The 19,066-nt window shown below is 73.2% G+C and carries 17 protein-coding genes; 7 read left to right on the top strand and 10 right to left on the bottom strand.

All coding sequences use genetic code 11. The features are described from left to right. Positions 1 to 37 precede the first annotated feature (37 nt). The 3 genes from ACFQRI_RS03900 to ACFQRI_RS03890 are packed head-to-tail and all read right to left on the bottom strand — an operon-like array spanning position 38 to position 3,118. Entirely contained in the window at positions 38 to 1,912 is a 1,875-nt protein-coding gene (locus ACFQRI_RS03900; protein WP_380664442.1) for a hypothetical protein, read from the bottom strand. Continuing rightward, positions 1,912 to 2,409, bottom strand: coding sequence for a hypothetical protein (locus tag ACFQRI_RS03895; RefSeq protein WP_380664440.1), 498 nt, complete (start codon positions 2,407 to 2,409; stop codon positions 1,912 to 1,914). Before ACFQRI_RS03895 ends, ACFQRI_RS03900 begins: the two co-directional genes overlap by 1 nt. A 10-nt stretch (positions 2,410 to 2,419) precedes the next feature. After that, on the bottom strand, positions 2,420 to 3,118 hold the full coding sequence (locus ACFQRI_RS03890; protein WP_380664438.1) for a hypothetical protein: 699 nt from the start codon (positions 3,116 to 3,118) through the stop codon (positions 2,420 to 2,422). 430 nt (positions 3,119 to 3,548) lie between these two features. Here ACFQRI_RS03890 and ACFQRI_RS03885 point away from each other — a divergent pair, with 430 nt between their 5' ends. Genes ACFQRI_RS03885 through arfA form a run of 4 tightly spaced genes read left to right on the top strand, consistent with a single transcriptional unit; the run spans position 3,549 to position 8,107 of the window. Next, entirely contained in the window at positions 3,549 to 4,859 is a 1,311-nt protein-coding gene (locus tag ACFQRI_RS03885; RefSeq protein WP_380664436.1) for an extracellular solute-binding protein, read from the top strand. 14 nt (positions 4,860 to 4,873) lie between these two features. After that, positions 4,874 to 5,758 carry a carbohydrate ABC transporter permease gene (locus ACFQRI_RS03880; RefSeq protein ID WP_380664434.1) on the top strand — a complete coding sequence of 295 codons (885 nt, stop codon included), beginning with the start codon at positions 4,874 to 4,876 and terminating at the stop codon, positions 5,756 to 5,758. Continuing rightward, complete coding sequence (locus ACFQRI_RS03875; RefSeq protein WP_380664432.1) at positions 5,751 to 6,590, top strand: carbohydrate ABC transporter permease; 840 nt, start codon at positions 5,751 to 5,753, stop codon at positions 6,588 to 6,590. The genes ACFQRI_RS03880 and ACFQRI_RS03875 overlap by 8 nt, the downstream gene beginning before the upstream one ends. 14 nt (positions 6,591 to 6,604) lie before the next feature. Continuing rightward, positions 6,605 to 8,107: an arabinosylfuranosidase ArfA gene (gene arfA, locus ACFQRI_RS03870; RefSeq protein WP_380664430.1), complete on the top strand. Its 1,503-nt coding sequence runs from the start codon at positions 6,605 to 6,607 to the stop codon at positions 8,105 to 8,107. 62 nt (positions 8,108 to 8,169) lie between these two features. Here arfA and ACFQRI_RS03865 read toward each other — a convergent pair whose 3' ends face one another. The 3 genes from ACFQRI_RS03865 to ACFQRI_RS03855 all read right to left on the bottom strand — a co-directional run bounded on the left by ACFQRI_RS03865 (position 8,170) and on the right by ACFQRI_RS03855 (position 12,227). Continuing rightward, positions 8,170 to 9,342 (bottom strand): APC family permease, encoded by a 1,173-nt coding sequence (locus ACFQRI_RS03865; RefSeq protein WP_380664596.1) that lies wholly within the window; start codon positions 9,340 to 9,342, stop codon positions 8,170 to 8,172. Positions 9,343 to 9,496: 154 nt separating this feature from the next. Further along, positions 9,497 to 11,092 carry a flavin-containing monooxygenase gene (locus ACFQRI_RS03860; protein ID WP_380664428.1) on the bottom strand — a complete coding sequence of 532 codons (1,596 nt, stop codon included), beginning with the start codon at positions 11,090 to 11,092 and terminating at the stop codon, positions 9,497 to 9,499. A 133-nt stretch (positions 11,093 to 11,225) separates the two neighbouring features. Then, positions 11,226 to 12,227 (bottom strand): aldo/keto reductase family protein, encoded by a 1,002-nt coding sequence (locus tag ACFQRI_RS03855; protein WP_380664426.1) that lies wholly within the window; start codon positions 12,225 to 12,227, stop codon positions 11,226 to 11,228. A 463-nt stretch (positions 12,228 to 12,690) separates the two neighbouring features. Here ACFQRI_RS03855 and ACFQRI_RS03850 point away from each other — a divergent pair, with 463 nt between their 5' ends. Beyond that, entirely contained in the window at positions 12,691 to 13,320 is a 630-nt protein-coding gene (locus ACFQRI_RS03850; RefSeq protein WP_380664424.1) for a GNAT family N-acetyltransferase, read from the top strand. Between the two features lie 81 nt (positions 13,321 to 13,401). On the opposite strand, the gene ACFQRI_RS03845 is transcribed toward ACFQRI_RS03850, so the two are convergent. After that, positions 13,402 to 13,836, bottom strand: a complete 435-nt coding sequence (locus tag ACFQRI_RS03845; protein WP_380664422.1) for a hypothetical protein — start codon at positions 13,834 to 13,836, stop codon at positions 13,402 to 13,404. A gap of 194 nt (positions 13,837 to 14,030) precedes the next feature. Next, a complete protein-coding gene (locus tag ACFQRI_RS03840; protein ID WP_380664420.1) occupies positions 14,031 to 14,540 on the bottom strand; it encodes a cytochrome P450 in 510 nt (169 codons plus the stop codon). 191 nt (positions 14,541 to 14,731) lie between these two features. On the opposite strand from ACFQRI_RS03840, the gene ACFQRI_RS03835 reads away from it, so the two are divergent. Continuing rightward, positions 14,732 to 14,926, top strand: coding sequence for a hypothetical protein (locus ACFQRI_RS03835; RefSeq protein WP_380664418.1), 195 nt, complete (start codon positions 14,732 to 14,734; stop codon positions 14,924 to 14,926). A 480-nt stretch (positions 14,927 to 15,406) separates the two neighbouring features. Beyond that, entirely contained in the window at positions 15,407 to 16,870 is a 1,464-nt protein-coding gene (locus tag ACFQRI_RS03830) for a serine/threonine protein kinase (RefSeq protein WP_380664416.1), read from the top strand. Positions 16,871 to 17,186: 316 nt separating this feature from the next. On the opposite strand, the gene ACFQRI_RS03825 is transcribed toward ACFQRI_RS03830, so the two are convergent. Both ACFQRI_RS03825 and ACFQRI_RS03820 read right to left on the bottom strand, forming a co-directional pair. Further along, entirely contained in the window at positions 17,187 to 17,840 is a 654-nt protein-coding gene (locus ACFQRI_RS03825; protein WP_380664414.1) for a response regulator, read from the bottom strand. Beyond that, a complete protein-coding gene (locus tag ACFQRI_RS03820; protein WP_380664412.1) occupies positions 17,837 to 18,931 on the bottom strand; it encodes a sensor histidine kinase in 1,095 nt (364 codons plus the stop codon). Before ACFQRI_RS03820 ends, ACFQRI_RS03825 begins: the two co-directional genes overlap by 4 nt. Positions 18,932 to 19,066: the final 135 nt, after the last annotated feature.

Genomic DNA, 19,066 nt, shown 5'->3' with positions numbered 1-19,066 from the left:
ATGCTAGCAGCGGGGTCCGCGGCGCCCGAGAGCTCGATCAGCACCGGGCGGACAGCTCGTGCGGGGTGCGCCGGTTGCCCGCGACGATCCCGACGACGACCATCCGCTCCAGCTCCGCGCCCGGTGGCCGGTGGCGGGCCAGCCACACCGACTCGTCGACCCGGGGCGCGCCGTGCGGGTGCGGGGTCAGGTCCAGCACCAGCAGCTGCCCGAACGGCGCGTTGCCGATGCCGTACTCCGCGGCCTGGCGCAGGTGGCGGGCCTCGATCGCCTCGCGCGAGGCGTCGCGGAGCTCGCGCTTGACCTCGGTCGCGTAGCGCAGCGAACCGAAGTCGGCGACCAGGTCGGCGCGGCCCATCGCCAGGTCGGCGGTCTCGGTGCCGACCCGCCCGGCGAGCTGCCCGGTCGCCAGCCACTGCTGGAAGTCCTGCTGCAGCTCCCGCTCGTGGGGGCGGGGTTCGCCGTCGCGCAGCCGGCGCCGGTAGTCGGCCCGCCGGGGCGCGCCCAGGGCGCGGGTGCTCAGGTCGGCGCGGCTGAGCAGGAAGCGCAGCGTCTGCTCCAGCAGCAGGCCGAAGGTCTCCCGGACCTCGCCGGTGAACATCGGCGACTCCGCCAGCTCGCCGAGCAGCTGCTCCAGCAGGGGATCGAGGACCGGGTGCGCGATCTGCGAGCGCGCGGCGCGCGGTGGCGCGACCTCGCGGGGCTCGCGCGGCTCGCGCGGCTCGGGGATCGGCGCGTCGACCCGATCCAGCAACGCGTGCGCGGCGCGGGCGGGAATCGGCGGGTGGTCGGCGGCGCTGGCCTCGGCCGCCGCGCGGCGCAGCGCGTCGAGCAGACCGCGGCTGCGCAGGATGCCGCTCTCGACGGCCGGTTCCACCACCGCCGCCAGCCCCGGGGCCTCGCGCTCTCCCGGCAGCGGGGGCAGCGCGCGGACCCGGGTGTAGGCGTCGAGCACCGCCCCCAGCGCCTCCCAGACGTTCATCCAGACCGTCTCGGTGAGCCGTTCGGCGGCCGCCAGCAGCAGCGCGAGCAGGCGCCGCCAGGAGCTCTCGGCCGCGCGGCGGGCACGCGACCACGCGGAGTGGTGGGTTCCGCGCGACCAGGCGTCGCGCTGGTCCAGCGCCCCGGTGAGCTGGTCGGCGGCCTCGGCCAGCCGTGCCCGGTCCCGCGCGGCGAAGGCCAGCACCGCCTCGCAGGCCGCGCCGTGCGCCAGGGCGTCGTGCCTGGCGTGCTCGGCGGCCTCGACGGTGGCGAAGCGAGCGCGCGCTGCGGCCAGCGCGTCGAGCGCCGCGGTCCCATCGGTGGCGCGCAGGGCCGCGCGCAGCTCGACGCAGCCCAGCTCGAACGTCGCGTCCACCCCGGCCGCCTCGTCGTGCCGCAGCCGGTCCAGCGCCGCGCGCAGCGGGTCGGCGATCGCGGGCTCGCCGGCCCAGCGGTCCACGGCCGCGCCGAGCAGCCGCGGCAGTCGCTCGGCGAACTCCTCGGGGACGTCGGGGGAGAACCCGGTGAGCGCGGCGAGCGCGGCGAACGGCGAGACCGCGTCGCCCAGCGCCAGTCGCACCGCGCCCTCCAGGCGCCCGGACGCGACCAGCGGTCGCGCTGCGACGGCGTCGTCGAGATCGCCCAGCAGCACGTCGTGCAACCGGGCGCCGTGCTCGCGCACCGCGATCGGCTCGGCGAGGAGCTCGTCGATCGCACCGGTCAGGGCGAGCAGGCTGCGCTGCCCGGCCAGACCCTCGACGAACTCGGCCATCGCCCGCCACCACCCGGTGGTTTCCCGGCGCGCCGCGCCGATCAGCGCTTCGGCCAGCACGGGCGCGAGCGGACCGGCCGCGAGGGCGCCTGCCTCGCCGAGGACTTCGGCCGGCGCCGGGAACCCGCCGCGGGTGAGCAGCTGCTCGGCGCGCGACATCACTCGGGCCTGCGCTGCTCGGGCACGTCCGCGGCCTCCGCGACCAACCGCGCCAGGGCGATCTCGGCGTTGCGCAGCCGGGCCACGGCCGCGATCTCGTCGGCCTCGCTGATCGCCAGCCGCAACCGCGCGTCGATCTCGGCCGCGGGGGTCCTCTCGGGCGGGCCGGGCAGAGCGCCGCTGCACACGGCGCAGCGGCGGTGCTCGCGCTCCTCCCTGCGCCGCCGCTCGGAGATCGGCGCCTCGCAGCGCGGGCAGGCGTGCGGTTCGAGCCCGTGGAAGAGCTGTCGGGCGGTGTCGTTCTCCCGCTCGTCGTTGAGCGCCTTCTCGTCGGCCTGCCTCCTGCGCAGCTGCGCGAGGTAGTCGCGACGCAGCCGGTCGGCTTCTTCGGTGAGGGCGGCCAGGCGGCCGCGGTGGAGCACGTGGTCGATGAAGTCGGCGGGCATCCCGGTGATCGCGGCGAGCCGGTCGGCGAGTCGGGCATCCGGTGCGCTCATCGGTGGCCTCCTAGGCCGCGCTGCGTTCCGCGCGCAGCCGCGCCAGGCGCACGCGGACCCGTTCGGCGATGCTGGTGATGCGCGAACCCCTTGCCGCGCAGGCGTACTCGGACTGCAGGTATTGGCGGTCGCGCAGCTGGTTGCCCGCCAGGTCGCCGGCCAGTTCGAGGACCACGCGAACCCGCCGGACGTAGTAGCGGAACGCCGGTGCTCGCGCGACCAGCGTGCGGGCGACCTCGCGGCCGCGGGCGAGCAGGTAGTAGTCGTGCCGTCGGGTGTGGCCGACCCGCCCGCGGCGGCGGCGCACGATCAACCCGGCGCTGCGCAGCACCGCCAGGGCGTCGTCCAGCGGTTCGTAGGCGCCGAAGTGGTGGCGCAGCATCGGGTAGCGGCGCACCTCGGGCTCCTCGGAGTCCAGGATGCGGCCCGCCAGCTCCAGCAGCCGCGGCTCGGCGCACCGCTCGTACTCGTTGAGCAGTTCGTCGGCCAGGAAGTCGGGGCTGCGCAGCCAGAAGTCCAGCTTCTGCAGCCGGAGCTGGCCGGTCACCACCCCGACCGCGGTGGCCAGGGACTGGTCGTCGGACGGGGGTTCGGGCAGCGGCTCGGCCGCGCCGTCGATGAGCAGCAGCAAGCGCACCGCGTCCTGCTCCCGGCTGGTCGCAGGCGGGCCGGGGCCGTCGTCTGGCGGGTCAGCGTGAACGTTGCGCACGTTCGACGAGCGTGCGGGTCGATCGGGTAGTCGACGTGCACGCGGGGAGAAGAGCGGGTGGCGATCGGGCGACCAATCGGTGCGAGCGCTTGACCCCGGTGGCCGGACCAACCCGATCGGCCCAGCGCCAACGGGTTTCACCATCCGATCGGCGTCCGGCCGCGCACCGCGCGTGCACGCTATCGGCACCCGACCCCGGGCGCAACCCCGGTCTCGACGGGGCGGCGGCGCGGTGCGCACCGCGCCGCCGATTTCGGTCTCCGCCGGGCGGAACCGGGGGTGCGCTTCGCCGGCCGATGTGCTTTCCGGCGCGTTCCACGGCATTTCGAAAAGTCAGACTTGTCCCCTCGAAGATCGCGTGGTTAACGTGTCGGTCACTGGACCAAACGCTGACCGAAATCTCGAACACGGATTTCCGGGAGGTGCGCGCTTGTTCGGCGATGACGGCGACCACGCTCTGACCAGGCGGACGCTGCTGAGCGCCGCCGTGCTCGGCGGCGCCTCCCTGGCGACCTCCTGCGGCAGCGGTGCCCAGCGGGGCGAGCTGCGCTACTGGAACCTCTTCTCGGGCGGCGACGGCGACACCATGAAGGCGATGCTCGCCGACTACCGGGCCGCGCACCCGCAGGTGCGGTTGCACGACGTGACCCTGGAGTGGGGCGACCGCTACTACACCAAGCTCGCCATGGCCGGTGCGGCCGAACGAGCGCCGGACGTGGCGGTGCTGCACCTGGGCAGGCTGCCGGCCTTCGCGCCGGGCGGGCTGATCGACCCGCTGCGCCCGGACCTGCTGCGCCGCGCCGGAATCCGCGCCGAGCACTTCCCCGAGAGCCTGTGGCGGCGCTCCGGCCACGACGGCCGCCCCTACGCCATCCCGCTGGACACCCATCCCTTCGTGCAGTACTTCAACGTCGAGGTCTGCCGGGAGGCCGGACTGCTCGCCCCGGACGGCACGCTGGAGCCGCCGCGCGGACCCGAAGGCCTCCGCGAGCAGCTGCGCGCGGCCAAGCGGGTCACCGGCTCCCACGGCCTGCTCCTGGAGACCGCGGGTGACGGGGTGGTTCCGTGGCGGCTGTTCTGGACCCTCTACCGGCAGGCGGGCGGGCAGCTGTTCACCCCGGACGGCAAGCGCTCCGCCTTCGACGAGGGCAAGGTCCGCACCGTCCTGGAGTTCCTGCAGTCGCTGCACGCCGAGGGGCTGACCTCCACCGGGCTGGACGCCGACGGCGCGATCGCGCTGTTCTCCAGCGAACGCGGCGGTTTCTTCTGGCAGGGCGAGTGGGAGGTGCAGACCTTCCTGGAAGCCGGGATCCCGTTCAGCATGATGCGCTTCCCCGGGCTGTTCGGGCCTCCGCTGGCCGAGGCCGACTCGCACGCGTTCGTGCTGCCGCGCCAGGAGGAGCGCACCGACGAGCAGCACCTGATGATCTACGAGTTCATCGCGCACCTGCTGCGCCGCAGCGCGCAGTGGGCCGCCGGCGGGCACATCCCGGCCTACCTGCCGGTGACCACCAGCCCCGAGTACACCCGGATGAAGCCCCAGTCGCTCTACCGCTCGGTCATCGACGACGTCCAGCTCGATCCGGACGTGTGGTTCGCCGGCTCCGGATCGCGCATGTGGACCGAGCTGACCGCGATCCTCGGGCCGGTCATGGACGAGCGGATGTCGGTGCGGGCCGGTGTGGCGGCGATGCGCCGCGTGCTCCAGGACCTGCTGGCGACCCCGAACCCGGTGGAATGAACGGAGGTTCGAGCGTGCTCTCATCCTCGCGCGATCGGTCGGGCGTGCTGTTCGTGCTGCCCTTCCTCGCGGTCTACCTGCTGTTCCTCGTCGTTCCGCTGGTGATGGGGCTGGTCGCCAGCCTCACCGACGTCGGGCTCACCGGTGGGCGCGCCGAGTTCGTCGGGCTGGCCAACTTCGCCGAAGCGCTCACCGACCCGGCGGTGTGGCGGTCGTTCGGGGTCACCCTGCTGTTCACCGCGCTGAGCGCCCCGCCGCTGATCGCGGTCGGCCTGGTCATGGCGCTGCTGACGCACCGGCTGGCGCCGGCCAGGTGGCTGTGGCGGATGGCGTTCTTCGCGCCCTACGTGCTGCCCTCCTCGGCGGTCGCGCTGATCTTCGTGTGGATCCTGCAGCCGGACTTCGGCCTGGCCGATTCGATGCTGTCGTGGTTCGGCATCGGACCGGTCGGCTGGCTGGCCGAGACTGCGCCGGCGATGGCCGGGGTGGTGCTCACGACGGTGTGGTGGACCGTCGGGTTCAACTTCCTGCTGTACCTGGCCGCGCTGCAGGCCATCCCGGAGGACCTCTACGAGGCGTCCGCGCTGGACGGCGCGGGCGGCTGGCGGCAGCTGTGGAGCATCACGCTGCCGATGCTGCGCCCGACGACCGCGCTGATCGCGGTGCTGCAGGTGCTGGCCTCGCTGAAGGTCTTCGACCAGTTCTACCTGATCACCAACGGCGGACCGGTGCACACCACCCGGCCGATCTTGCAGTACGTCTACGAGACCGGGTTCACCAACTACCGCACCGGCTACGCCTCGGCGGTGTCCTACGTGTTCTTCGCCGGCATCCTGCTGCTGACGCTGGCGCACTTCAGCATCCAACGCCGTCGTCGAGAGCGGAGCGACCATGGCTGACCGCAGACCGAGCGTGCGACCGAGCACCGCGGTGCTCGCGGTGGTGGCGACGGCGCTGGCGGCGCTGTGGCTGCTTCCGCTCGCCTGGGCGCTGCTGACCTCGCTGAAGCCGGAGAGCGAGACCACCCAGGTCCCGCTGCGGTGGCTGCCCAGCGAGCCCACGCTGGAGGCCTACCGCAACGTGCTGGCCACCGGCGACATCTGGATCTGGTTGCTCAACAGCGTGTTCACCGCGGGCATGGTCACCCTGCTGGTGGTGCTGCTGGCCAGCATGGCCGGGTACGGGTTCTCCCGCACCGACTTCCGCGGCCGCAAGCTGCTGTTCGGCTTCGTGCTGGCCGGGATCCTGGTGCCCGCCGAGGTGCTGATCGTGCCGCTGTTCCAGGAGATGGTGTTCCTGGGCCTGGTCGACAGCGTGTGGGGGATCATCCTGCCGCAGGTGGTGCTGCCCGCGATGGTCTACATCCTCAAGGTCTTCTTCGACGGCGTCCCGCGCGAGCTGGAGGAGGCCGCGCGGATGGACGGGGCGAGCCGCTGGCGGATCTACTGGCGCATCGTGCTGCCGCTGTCCCGCCCGGTGCTGGCCGCCGTGGCGATCTTCACCTTCATCACCACCTGGAACAACTTCTTCTGGCCGTTCATCGTCACCGCCGACCCGGCGTCGATGACCCTGCCGGTGGGGCTGGCGACCGTGCAGGGCAGCTACGGCGTGCGCTACGCCGAGGTGATGGCCACCGTCGTCATCGCAGGACTTCCGCTGCTGCTGGTGTTCGCGCTGTTCCAGCGGCACATCGTGCGCGGCGTCGCGCACACCGGCATGGCCGGACGTTGAGGGGAGAACGGAACGTGCAACGGGCTACCGCGTCGCTGACCATCGATCCGGCCTTCGAGGTGGGGGAGGTGAACCCGCGGCTGTTCGGCTCGTTCGTCGAGCACCTCGGCCGCTGCGTCTACAGCGGCATCTACGAGCCGGACCACCCCACCGCCACGCCCGACGGGCTGCGCGGCGACGTGGTCGCGCTGATCGCCGAGCTCGGGGTCACCGCGGTGCGCTACCCGGGCGGCAACTTCGTGTCCGGCTACCGCTGGGAGGACGGCGTCGGCGAGCAGCGACCGCGCAGGCTGGACCCCGCCTGGTCGACGGTGGAGACCAACGAGTTCGGGCTCAACGAGTTCATGCGCTTCGCCGAGGTCGCCGGGGTGGAGCCGATCATGGCCATCAACCTCGGCACCCGGGGGCCGCAGGAGGCCCGCGAGCTGCTGGAGTACTGCAACCACCCCGGCGGGACCGCGTGGTCGGACTGGCGCCGCTCGCACGGCGTGGAGCAGCCGCACGGCATCGGGCTGTGGTGCCTGGGCAACGAGCTCGACGGGCCCTGGCAGATGGGGCACAAGACCGCCGAGGAGTACGGGCGGGTGGCCGCCGAGGCCGCGCGCGTGATGCGGATGACCGACCCCGGGCTGCGGCTGGTGGCCTGCGGCAGCTCCAACTCCTCGATGCCCACCTTCGGCTCCTGGGAAGCCACCGTGCTGGAGCACACCTACCGGCACGTGGACCACATCTCGTGCCACGCCTACTACGAGGAGGTCGACGGCGACGTCGACAGCTTCCTGGCCAGCGCGCAGGACATGGAGCACTTCATCGACTCGGTGGTGGCCACCGCCGACCACGTGCGCGCCAAGCTGCGCCAGAGCAAGCGCATCGAGCTGTCCTTCGACGAGTGGAACGTCTGGTACCGGAGGCAGCGCGACCTCGACGCCGAGCCGAAGTGGGAAGTCGCGCCCCGGCTGCTGGAGGACAACTACACGCTCACCGACGCGGTCGTGGTGGGCAGCTTGCTGGTGACCCTGCTGCGGCACTGCGACCGGGTGACGGTGGCCTGCCTGGCGCAGCTGGTCAACGTGATCGGGCCGATCATGACAGAGCCCGGCGGGCCGGCGTGGCGGCAGACCAGCTTCTACCCGTTCGCCGACGCCGCCCGGCACGGCCGGGGACGGGTGCTGCGCGTCGAACCGCGCTCGGCGCAGCACGACACCGCCGAGCACGGGACGGTCGACCTGCTGCACACCACGGCGGTGCAGGCAGAGGACGGCACGGTGACGGTCTTCGCGGTCAACCGCGCCACCGACCGCCCGCTGGAGCTGACCGCCGACGTGCGCGCCGCGGGTCTCGGTCGCGTCGTCGGCGCCAGCACGCTGGCGGACCAGGACCGGCACGCGCGCAACACGAGGGAGGCGCCGGACCGGGTGCGCCCCGGGCCGCTGGAGGGCGTGACCGTCGACGGCGGTTCGCTCAGCGCGACCCTGCCGCCGCTGTCCTGGAACGTCATCCGCCTCGGCCGCGCGTAGACCCAGCCCGGGCACGCGGTGCCGGTCGCGCAGGTGGGGCTCGGAGATCCGGTGAGCCGAGCTCAGCCCGGCCGGGCGAACCGCAAGCGGACCGCCCGGGAGGTCAGGCCGACGGCGAAGACCGCCAGCCCGGCGACCGCGGAGTGCCACGGCAGGGTGAACGCCAGCAGCAGGCATCCGGCGAGCCCGACGGCGTTGAGCGCGCGCGGCCAGCGGCGCTCGGCGTCGGGCTGGGTGAACGCCGAGGCGTTCGCGATCGCGTAGTAGACCAGCACGCCGAAGCTGGAGAACCCGATGACCCCGCGCAGATCGGTGGTCAGCACCAGCGCGATGACCACCACCGCCAGGGTGAGCTCGGCGTGGTGCGGCACCTGGAAGCGCGGGTGCACCGCGGCCAGGTACCCCGGTAGGTCGCCGTTGCGGGCCATCGCGAGACCGGTGCGCGCGATGCCGGCGATCAGCGCCAGCAGCGCGCCGAGGCTGGCCGCGGCCGCGCCCACCCGCACCACCGGTGCCAGCGAGCCGTGCCCGGCGGCGGTCAGCGCCTCGGCCAGCGGAGCGGTGCTGGTCGCCAGCCGCTCGGGCCCCAGCACCAGCAGCACCGCGAGCCCGACCACCGCGTAGACCAGCGCGGCCACGGGCAGGGCGAGCAGGATGGCCCGGGGGATCGTGCGGGCCGGATCGCGCACCTCCTCGCCGAGGGTGGCGATGCGCGCGTAGCCGGCGAAGGCGAAGAAGATCAGACCCGCGGCCTGCAGCACTCCCAGCGGGCCCTGCGGCGACCACGCGTGCCCGCCGGTGGACGCGGCGGGCAGCGATGCCGCGGCGAAGAGCACCAGCACGACCAGCACCACCGCCAGCAGCACTCGGGTGACCGCCGCGGTGCGGGTGATGCCCACGTAGTTGACCGCGGCGAGCGCCGCGACCGCCAGCGCGGCCGCCGGGCGCTCGAAGCCGGGGGCGGCGTAGGCGGCGAAGGTCAGCGCCATCGCGGCGCAGCTCGCGGTCTTGCCGATGACGAAACCCCAGCCCGCCGTGAAACCCCACCAGTGCCCGAGCCGCTCGCGCCCGTAGACGTAGGTGCCGCCCGAGGTGGGGTGCACCGCGGCCAGCTGCGCCGAGCTCGCCGCGTTGCAGTAGGCGATCGCCCCGGCGATGACCAGCGCGAACAGCAGTCCGCTGCCGGCCGCCGCGGCAGCGGGGGCGAACACCGCGAACACGCCCGCGCCCAGCATCGACCCGAGCCCGATCACGGTGGCGTCGAATGTTCCCAGCCGACGCGCCAGCGACCCACCGGAAGCCTGGTTCAACCCGCCACCCCAATTCGCCGGAAGAGCGCGGGAATTCTCCCACGAGCGCGCGAGAGAGCCGCTGCGACCCGTTGCGGCTTCAGCTCAGCACGAAACCCCGGTAGCCGTCGGCGGCGACCGCGTCGCAGATCTCCCGGTAGGTGCCCACACCGCCGACGTAGGGCATGAACAGCCGCGGCTTCCCCGGCACGTTCGCGCCCGCGTACCAGGACGCCGCCCGCGGGAACAGCGTCAGCGAGGCGACCTCGGCGACGTGCTCGTCCCACCGCCGCTGGGCCTCGGCATCGGCCTCGCTGCGGGTCAGCCCGCGATCGCGCAGGTAGCGCAGGTGCCCGGCGATCCACTCCACGTGCTGCTCGATGGAGACCATCATGTTGCTCAGCACCGAGGGCGAGCCCGGGCCGGTGACCAGGAACAGGTTCGGGAAACCCGCGCTGGCCAGCCCGAGGTAGGTCCGCGGGCCCTCGGCCCACTCCTCGCGCAGCAGCCTGCCGTCGGCGCCGCGGATGTCGATGCGGTTGAGCGCACCGGTCATCGCGTCGAACCCGGTGGCGAACACGATCACGTCGAGCTCGAAGTCCCGCCCGCCCTGGCGGATCCCGCTCGGGGTGATCCGCTCGATCGGCCGCTCCCGGACGTCGACCAGCTCCACGTCGTCCCGGTTGAACACCTCGTAGTACCCGGTGTCCACGCACAACCGCTTGGTGCCCAGCGGGAAGTCGCGCGGGCACAGCAGCTCCGCGGTCCGCGGGTCGTCGACGACCTCCCGGATGCGCTCGCGCACGTACTCGGCGGACAGCTCGTTGGCCGCCGGGTCGGCGAGGGTGTCCTGGAAGACGCCGGGGAACCCGAGCCCGCCGCGCCGCCAGTTGCGGTCCAGCGCGGCCTGGAACTCCTCGCGCGGCACCTCCAGGGCGTTGCGCTCCAGGCGTTCGGTGGGCAGACCTGAGAACGACCGCCGCAGGGTCTCGCGCAGCCGCGCGTAGCCGGCCTTGACCTGCCGCTGCTCCTCGTCGTCCAGCGGCCGGTTGCGCGCGGGCACGCTGAAGTTCGGGGTCCGCTGGAACACCGTCAGGTGCTCGGGCTCGCCCGCGATCGCGGTGATCGTCTGGATGCCCGAGGACCCGGTGCCCACCACGGCGACCCGCTTGCCGGTGAACTCCACCGGCTCGTCCGGCCAGTCGCCGGTGTGGTGGGCCTCGCCGCGGAAGTCCGCCAAGCCCGGGTAGTCCGGCATGCTGGTCGTCGACAGGCAACCCACCGCGGCGATCAGGAACCGGGCGGCCACCTCGGCGCCGCCGGCGCGGACCAGCCAGCGATCACCGGCCGGATCGAACGCCGCCGAGCGGACTTCGGTGCCCAAGGAGATGTCCCGGCGCAGGTCGAAGCGGTCGGCGACGTGCCGGGCGTAGTCGAGGATCTCGGGTTGCGCGGCGTAGCGCTCGGTCCACCGCCACTCCTGCTGCAGCTCCTCGGAGAACGAGTAGCTGTAGTACAGGCTCTCCACGTCGCAGCGGGCCCCGGGGTAGCGGTTCCAGTACCAGGTGCCGCCGACGTCGTGCGCGCGGTCGAAAACCCGGACGCGCAGCCCGTTCTCGCGGAGCGTCTTGAGCAGGTACATGCCCGAGAAGCCGGCGCCGATGACCACCGCGTCGTAGTCGGTGCGCACTGCCATCGGCCACCCCTCCGCTGCGCGTTCGACGCGACCGAGCATGCACCGCGGAACGTTCGCCTGGCAAAGGAAATGGCACGAATGGTGGCAGCGGCGCCCCGGGCCGCACGGGTGGCCCGGCCTGGGGCGCCCGCGCTCACGGCCGGGACTTCGGGGCGTTCTCCTCGGTCTTCCCGGGATCGGTGACCGCCACCGGGGCCAGGATCTCCTCCATCCGCCGCAGCAGCTCCGCGTCGAGCTCCACTCCGGCGGCCGCGACGTTCTCGCGCACCTGATCCGGGCGCGACGCGCCGATGATCGCCGCCGAGACGTTGCCGTTCTGCAGGACCCAGGCGACCGCCAGCTGGGCCAGCGACAGCCCTGCCTCGTCGGCCAGCGGGCGCAGCAGCTGCACCCGCTCCAGCACCTCGTCGCGCAGGTAGCGGGACACGAAGTCGGCGCCGCGCTCGTCGGTGGCGCGCGACCCGGCGGGGGCTTCCTGGCCCGGCAGGTACTTGCCGGTCAGCACGCCCTGGGCGATCGGGGAGAAGACGATCTGGCCGATGCCCAGTTCGCGGCAGGTCGGCACGACCTCGCCCTCGACGACCCGCCACAGCGCCGAGTACTGCGGCTGGTTGGACACCAGCGGGATCCGCAGCTCGCGGGCCATCGCGTGCCCGGCGCGGATCTGCTCGGCGGTCCACTCCGAGACGCCGATGTAGTGCGCCTTGCCGGAGCGCACCACGTCGGCGAAGGCCTCCATGACCTCCTCCAGCGGAGTGGCGGGGTCGTAGCGGTGCGCCTGGTAGAGGTCGACGTAGTCGGTCTGCAGCCTGCGCAGCGAGTTGTCGATCGACTCCATGATGTGCTTGCGCGACAGGCCGCGGTCGTTGCGGCCCGGACCGACCGGGTTGAACACCTTGGTGAAGATCTCCAGCCCTTCGCGGCGCTCGGACTTCAGCGCTCGCCCGAGCACCTCCTCGGCGGCGCCCTGGGCGTAGACGTCGGCGGTGTCGAAGCTGGTGACCCCCGCCTCCAGCGCGGTCCGCACGCAGGCCACCGCGGCGTCCTCGGCCACCTGGGAACCGTGGGTGAGCCAGTTGCCGTAGGTGATCTCGCTGATGACCATGCCGCTGTTGCCGAGATGGCGGTAGTGCATCGAATTCCCTCCAGGACGGTCGTGGCGCAAGCCGCCGCGGGCAGCATAGCCACCGCGATCCGGCCGCCGATCGCCGAGATTCGATCTTCGCTGGTCAGCTATCCGGTTTCCGGGGTTCGCCCGGGATTTCGCCGAGAAGTCCCTTGCGTTAATCGGCGTGAACCGCCAAGGTGTCTGCGCACGCCGTGCACGGGCGCGCCCCGGGTGGCGGAGTGTGGCCTGGCGAGACAACGGGGTCCCGCCAGGCGTTGTAGAACCAGGCGGGCGCCCGCCCGTCGGCAGAAGAGGTCTTCGCAACGTGCGCAACATCCGGTGGCAGCGATCCGACGAGGGACGAGAGGGAACCACCCGCCTCCTGCTCAGGGCCGCCTGGTTGCAGATCCGCACCGCCTTCCTGCGCTGACGCCCCGCGCGGGAAAAAAATCGGGTGACCCACGAGGTGCCGTGTGCTGATATCGGCGGCATGGCGAGGATCTTCCTGGAAACGCCGCGTCTGGTCCTGCGCGAGTTCAGCGCGGACGACGTGCCGGAGGTCCACCGGCTGGGCGCCGACCCCGAAGTGATGCGCTACCTCACCGGCGGGCGCGCGGTGACCTGGGACGAAGCGGTGGCCAAGACCCGCGAGTACGTGGCCGGCTACGAGCGCTTCGGCGGCCACGGCTACTGGGCCGCCACCGAGCGCGGCAGCGGGCGGTTCCTCGGAACGTTCAAGTTCCACCCGGAGCCGGTCGACGAACCGGGGAACTTCGAGCTCGGCTACCGCCTGCACCGCTGGACGTGGGGCGCCGGATACGCCACCGAGGGCGCGATCGCGCTGCTGCGCAAGGGGTTCGCCGAATGCGGCGTCGAGCGCGCCTGGGCGCAGACGATGGCGGTCAACCGGGGTTCCCGGCGGGTGATGGAGAAGGCCGGTCTGCGCTACGTGCGCACGTTCTTCCAGGAGCGGCCGCAGGGCCCGATCCCCGGGCACGAGCACGGCGACGTGGAGTACGCGGTCACCCGTCGGCAGTGGCTCGCCGAGGGCGAGGACCCCGGAGCCCGGCGGGAACCGGGGCGCGCGGAAGGCCGCGCGCCCCGGCGCCCTCACCCGTAGTCGAGCCCGAACCGTCCGGGAACAGGGGTTCCTGGCCGTCTTCTGCGTTGGTGGGCTGCTGGTCGCAGGACTTCATCCAGGTCACCGGCAGGGTCCGGTCGGGTTGTGGTCGCCGAAGAGCACGTCGGCGACGCCCGCGCCCCTCGGTGCCCGGGAGCCGGGCTGCTGCCAGCAGCGCGTTCCAGTCCGGCAGCTGCTCGGCGATGTCCAGCGGACGCCCGGACCCGTCACCGCGATCATCGGCACCCCGCTGGCGTCGAGCGCGGCCAGGTCCTCCTGGTCCAGGCCCAGCCCCTCGGGGCGGTCGCCCTCGTGCTCGGCGCAGGGCGTCTCGCCGACCACCGCGATGCCTGCCCGGTAGCTGCCGTCGATCCCGTCGCCGTAGCGGTCGCAGGCGATCTCGGTGCCCGGCGACCTGCCGGATTCCCTCCAGGACGGTGGTCCCGGCGTGATCGGGCCGCTCCCGCCCTGCCAGCCGCCGCCGCCGTCGACGTCGTCGGCGTTCTTGCCCGCCACGAAGATCTTGCCGCCGTACGATCGGGCGAGAGCGCTCTCATCGTGCTCGGGAAGGGTGCGGTGCGGCGAAGCTAGCAGCGAGGACGCGGGTGAGGGCCGGATCGGCGCGATGTGGCCAGCGGGGACGAAGCGGGCGCGGGTGTCCGCGGTTCGACCGGGAACCGCTCCGCCGGAGGGGCTCCCGGCCGAACCACCTAGGTCGCCACCACCAGGCCGCGCAGGACGTAGCCGCCGATGGCGTCGTTGAACGACACCCGGGGCTCGGAGACCATGCGCACGCCGGGCAGGGCGAACAGCCGGGTGAGGAACACGTCGGTCTCGAGCATCGCGATGTTGTTGCCGGGGCAGCGGTGCGCGCCGTCGCCGAAGGACATCCCCGGGGCGGTGGCCTCGTTGAGCTCGCGGCCCGGGCAGATCGACAGCGGGAGCTCGCCCATCGCCTCGACGTCGAGGTTGGTGGCGGTGACCTCGACGTCGACCGTCTCGCCCGCCGGGAGGGTGATCTGCTGCCCGTCGGCGCCGGGCAGGACCACCTCGGCGGTGGTGCGGCGCTTGAGGTTCGACACGACGGGTTCCAGCCGCAGCAGCTCGTGCAGCACGGCGATCCGGTCGGCCTCCTCGGCGGCGAGGTAGCGCTCGCGCAGCGCGTCGTCGGTGAACAGGTGCCAGGCGGCCAGGTTGATGAACTCCCGGGTGGTCACCATGCCCCGCGGCGGCGAAGGTGATGCACTCGCCGAGGATCTCCGCCGAGGAGCAGCCCTCGTCGAGCAGGTGCGAGACCACGTCGTCGCGGCGCCGGCGGCGTCGCTCGCGCACCGAGGGCAGCACGTCCAGGACGTAGATCCCGCCGTAGTTGACCGCCTGCCGCCACACCCAGTGCAGACCGTGCAGGCTGGTGAACCCGGGCTCGCCGAACTCCTCCGGGAAGAAGCGCTCGAGCCTGCGGGCCAGGCCCGGCGTGGACCTCAACCCGATGACGGCGCTGGCGACGTCGACGGCCAGCCCGAAGCTCAGCTCGGAGAGGTCGGCGCCGGACCCGTCGATGCGGGCGAGCTGGGCTTCCGAGGCGCTGCGCATGAGCTCGCGGTAGGACTCGTCGACCTTGCGCGGGGTGAAGTACTTCGCCGTCTGCTTGCGGTGCTCGCGGTGCTCCGGCCCGTCGCGGTAGAGCACCGGGCGCCGGATCTTGGCCGGCATCTTCTCCACGGTCTCCACGCCCAGCCCGGCCTGCGCGGTCTCGGTGCTGCGCAGCAGCGCGCGCGGCGGCGTGCCCGCGCACCCGCCAGACCCCGTCCTCGCCGCGGGTGACCGGGCAGCCCTCGGGCCGCGCGCCGCGCTTGATCTTTCGTGCGTCCGTGCCATCACCGGTCGGCATGTGCGGAACCCTCCCGTGGCCGCGCCCAGGAACATGATCGACTTCTCTCTAGCGCCCCCGGTGCGGGCCGGACAGGCTCGCTCAGCGCTTCGTAGCGGAAACTTCACCGATCGCGCTCGGCGACGCGCACGCGGGTGCGAGGAACGGCAGCTCGCCCAATAGGATGACCGAAACGTCGGCATAGGAGTGCGCAGCGTGCAGTGGCAGTTCGGCCCTTACCGGGTGGAGGGATTGATCGCTCGAGGCGGCATGGGCGAGATCGTGCGCGCCTACGACACCCGGCACGACCGGATCGTCGCGCTCAAGCTGCTCGCCCCGCACCTCGCCGCCGACCAGGAGTTCCGGGAGCGCTTCAAGCGCGAGGCGCACGCGGCCGGGCGGCTCAGCGAACCCCACGTCATCCCGATCCACGGCTACGGCGAGATCGACGGCAGGCTCTACCTGGACATGCGGCTGGTGGAGGGGCAGGACCTCGGCGCGCTGCTGGCCGAACGGGGAGCCATGCGCCCGGCCGACGTGGTCGCCGTGATCGAGCAGGTCGCCCAGGCCCTCGACGCCGCGCACCGCGAAGGCCTGGTGCACCGCGACGTCAAGCCCTCCAACGTGCTCATCGGGCAGGGCGGGTTCGCCTACCTGGTCGACTTCGGCATCGCGGCCTCGCTGCGCGACTCGGCCAACCGCACCTCCGGCAGCACCACCATCGGCACCGTCTCCTACATGGCCCCCGAGCGGTTCGGCGGCAGGCCCTACGACCACCGCGCGGACGTGTACTCCCTGGCCTGCCTGCTGCACGAGTGCCTGACCGGTACCAAGCCGTTCGGCGAGCAGGCGGTCGAGGCCCTGATCTACGCGCACGTCAACCGGCAGGCGCCGCGCGCCTCGGAGGTGCGCGCCGGTGTTCCGGAGGCCTTCGACCAGGTCGTGGCCACCGGCATGGCCAAGGACCCCGCGCAGCGCCACGGCAGCGCCGGGGAGCTCGCCCGAGCCGCGCGCCAGGCGCTGCGCGGCACCCTGCCGCTGGGGGCGGGAGATCCCGCGCGCAAGCGGTCGAAGTGGCCGATGGCGCTGGTGGGCGTCGGAGCGGTGGCGGTGCTGGCCGGGGCCGCCGTCGCGATGACCACGCTGCAGCCGGACGACGTGCGGCCCACCCCGACCGCCGCGCCGACGTCGGAGAAGATGCAGCCGGTGGACCCGCAGGACCCGCTGGCGCCCCCGTCCCCGCCCGTGCTCGACCCGGCGGGCGGCTCGACCCCGGCGCCGGCCCCCGAGGAGCCCGCGACCGCTCCGGCCGGGCCCACCAGCGAGACGTCGAGCGCTCCGCCACCGACCTCCACGACCAGCCAGGCGCCCGGCGCGAAGATCTGCAAGCGGATCTCCAGCGGCGGCGAAGCGCGCGGCGTCGGCTGCTTCCACGCCCACGGCGACGAGCTCACCGCCCGCGATCTGTCCGCGGACGGCAAGTCGGTCACCACCGTCGCCGAGACCGACTACGGCAGGACCGTCGAGTGCAGCGACACCAACACCGCGGCCGGCGGACCGGTCAGCTGCGACAACAACCTCAAGGAGAGCGGCGAGGTCCGGATCAGGGTCGAGCTGTGGGACGACGGCAAGAAGGTCTCGGCCACGCCGTGGAGCAAGTACGTCCCGATCGGCAACTAGCGGCTGCTCAGGCACGGGCCCGCTCGGCGGTGGGGCCCGGTGGCCTCGCCGCTCGGTAGCATCGACGGGTCGGTAGGCCGTTCGGGGAACCGCGCTCGTGGCGGCGCAGCACCCTGGGAAGCGGGACGGATGTCGGACGAGGTGAGCAGGCGCAGCCTGCTGCTGGGCACCGCGGGAATCCCGGCCGGTGGTCGGCGCACTTCCACGACGCCTGCCACATGGCCAACCGGGATGGCCTCGATCGCGTCCCACGTGCGGTGAGCAGCTGCGGCCCGCGGAGCCCGCGCCTGGATCGGCGCGGTTCGGCGAACGGCTCTCAATCCGCCAGACCCGACTGGTAGGCGAACACCACCAGCTGGGCGCGGTCGCGGGCGCCGAGCTTGACCATCGCGCGGCTGACGTGGGTGCGCGCGGTCGCCGGGCTGACCACCAGGCGCTCGGCGATCTCCTCGTTGTTCAACCCCTCGGCGACCAGGCCCAGCACCTCGCGCTCGCGGTCGGTCAAGCTCCCCAGCTGCGGGTGCGGCGTGCGGTTGCGCGGGGCCATCGAGACGAACTCGCGCACCAGCTTGCGGGTCGCCGAGGGGGCGAGCAGCGCTTCGCCCTCGGCGACCAGCCGGATCGCGCGCAGCAGCTCGACCGGGCTGGCGTCCTTGAGCAGGAAACCGCTGGCCCCGGCGCGCAGCGCGCCGAAGACGTACTCGTCGATCTCGAAGGTGGTCAGCACCAGCACCTTGGTCCCGGCCAGGGCCGGGTCTGCGGTGATCCGGCGGGTGGCCTCCAGCCCGTCCACGCCGGACATCCGCACGTCCATCAGGATCACGTCCGGGTGGTGCTCCCGGGCCTGCTTGACCGCGGTCAGCCCGTCGGCGGCCTCGCCCGCGCAGACCAGGTCGTCCTCGCTGTCGATGAGCGTGCGCAGGCCGATCCGGACCAGGTCCTGGTCGTCGACGATCAGCACGGTGGTCACTGCGCGTCCTCCAGCGGCAGGCGGGCGCGCACCCGGAAGCGGCCCGCGGTGGTCTCGGCGGTGAACTCGCCGCCCAGGGCCTCCACGCGCCTGCGCATCCCCGGGATGCCGAGCCCGCCCTCGCCGGCGGACCCGGAGTGCGGGTTGCTCACCTCGATGGTGACCGCATCGGCAGCGTAGTCGACCGCCACCTCGCCGCGACCGCCCTCGCCGTGCCGCAGCACGTTGGTCAGGGCTTCCTGCAGCACCCGGTAGCCGGTCAGGTCCACCGCGGTGGGAAGTTCGGGTTGCTCGCCGCGCACCCGCAGCGACACCTCCAGCCCGGCCTCGCGAGTGCGCTGCACCAGGTCGGAGACCCGCGCCAGGCCCGGAGCGGCCTCCCGGCCGGTGCCGGTGCGCAGCACCGCGAGCGTGGCGCGCAGCTCGTCGAGCGCATCGCTGCTGGTGCGGCTGATCGCCTCCAGCGCCACCTCGGCCTGATCGGGCTTGTTGGGCAGCACGTGCAGCGCGACGTCGGCCTGCATCTTGATCGCCGCGAGCCCGTGCCCGACCACGTCGTGCACCTCCTGGGCGATCCGCAGGCGCTCGTCGTCGACGTGCCTGCGCAGCGCCTCCTCCCGCTGGCGGGCGACGGCCTCGCGACGGACCTGCACGGTCAGGCCCAGCGCGAAGGGCACCACCACCCAGGCCGCGGCGGGCAGCAGCCCGCGCAGGCCCGGGCCGGTCACCAGCGTCGGGATCAGCAGCACGAGCAGCGCGGCGCCCGCGGCGACGCCAGCGGTGCGCGCGGGCCGGTGCCTGGCGACGGTGAACACCGCGACCAGCAGGGACAGCAGGATCGGGCCGTAGTCGTTGCCCAGCAGCAGGTAGGTCGAGACCAGGAGCGCGACGGTGCCCAGCACGGCCAGCGGCAGCGCGCGGCGCAGCAGCAGCGCGGCGCCCGCGGCGATCACCAGCGCCAGCGCGCCGGGGTCGGCGGCGCGCACGTCGGGTCCGAAGCGGTGGGCGCCCGCGAGGGTGCCGCCGATACCGATGAGGGTCACCAGCAGCGCCAGCGCGATGTCGGGCAACTGCGGTCTCAGCGCGCGCATACCTGGCAGTGTCGCCGATGCCGGCGCGCGGCAGGTCGGTCGGGAAGCGGATCCGGGGCTACCTCAGCGGGCGTAGCGGGGGAGCGGTCCGCGCGGCATCGGCACCGGACCTGCGGTGCGCTCGCGCTGCGGGTG

Source organism: Saccharopolyspora griseoalba, assembly GCF_042665275.1.
Taxonomy (GTDB): Bacteria; Actinomycetota; Actinomycetes; order Mycobacteriales; family Pseudonocardiaceae; genus Saccharopolyspora; species Saccharopolyspora griseoalba.
Note: the sequence above shows the minus strand (reverse complement) of the source record. Positions and strands in the feature narration are given on the sequence as shown.

Coding starts and splice junctions, on each gene's coding strand:
- ACFQRI_RS03900 (WP_380664442.1), bottom strand. CDS start 1,912: ATGTCGCGCGCCGAGCAGCTGCTCACCCGCGGCGGGTTCCCGGCGCCG.
- ACFQRI_RS03895 (WP_380664440.1), bottom strand. CDS start 2,409: ATGAGCGCACCGGATGCCCGACTCGCCGACCGGCTCGCCGCGATCACC.
- ACFQRI_RS03875 (WP_380664432.1), top strand. CDS start 5,751: ATGGCTGACCGCAGACCGAGCGTGCGACCGAGCACCGCGGTGCTCGCG.
- ACFQRI_RS03865 (WP_380664596.1), bottom strand. CDS start 9,342: ATGCTGGGCGCGGGCGTGTTCGCGGTGTTCGCCCCCGCTGCCGCGGCG.
- ACFQRI_RS03860 (WP_380664428.1), bottom strand. CDS start 11,092: ATGGCAGTGCGCACCGACTACGACGCGGTGGTCATCGGCGCCGGCTTC.
- ACFQRI_RS03855 (WP_380664426.1), bottom strand. CDS start 12,227: ATGCACTACCGCCATCTCGGCAACAGCGGCATGGTCATCAGCGAGATC.
- ACFQRI_RS03850 (WP_380664424.1), top strand. CDS start 12,691: ATGGCGAGGATCTTCCTGGAAACGCCGCGTCTGGTCCTGCGCGAGTTC.
- ACFQRI_RS03840 (WP_380664420.1), bottom strand. CDS start 14,540: ATGGTGACCACCCGGGAGTTCATCAACCTGGCCGCCTGGCACCTGTTC.
- ACFQRI_RS03820 (WP_380664412.1), bottom strand. CDS start 18,931: ATGCGCGCGCTGAGACCGCAGTTGCCCGACATCGCGCTGGCGCTGCTG.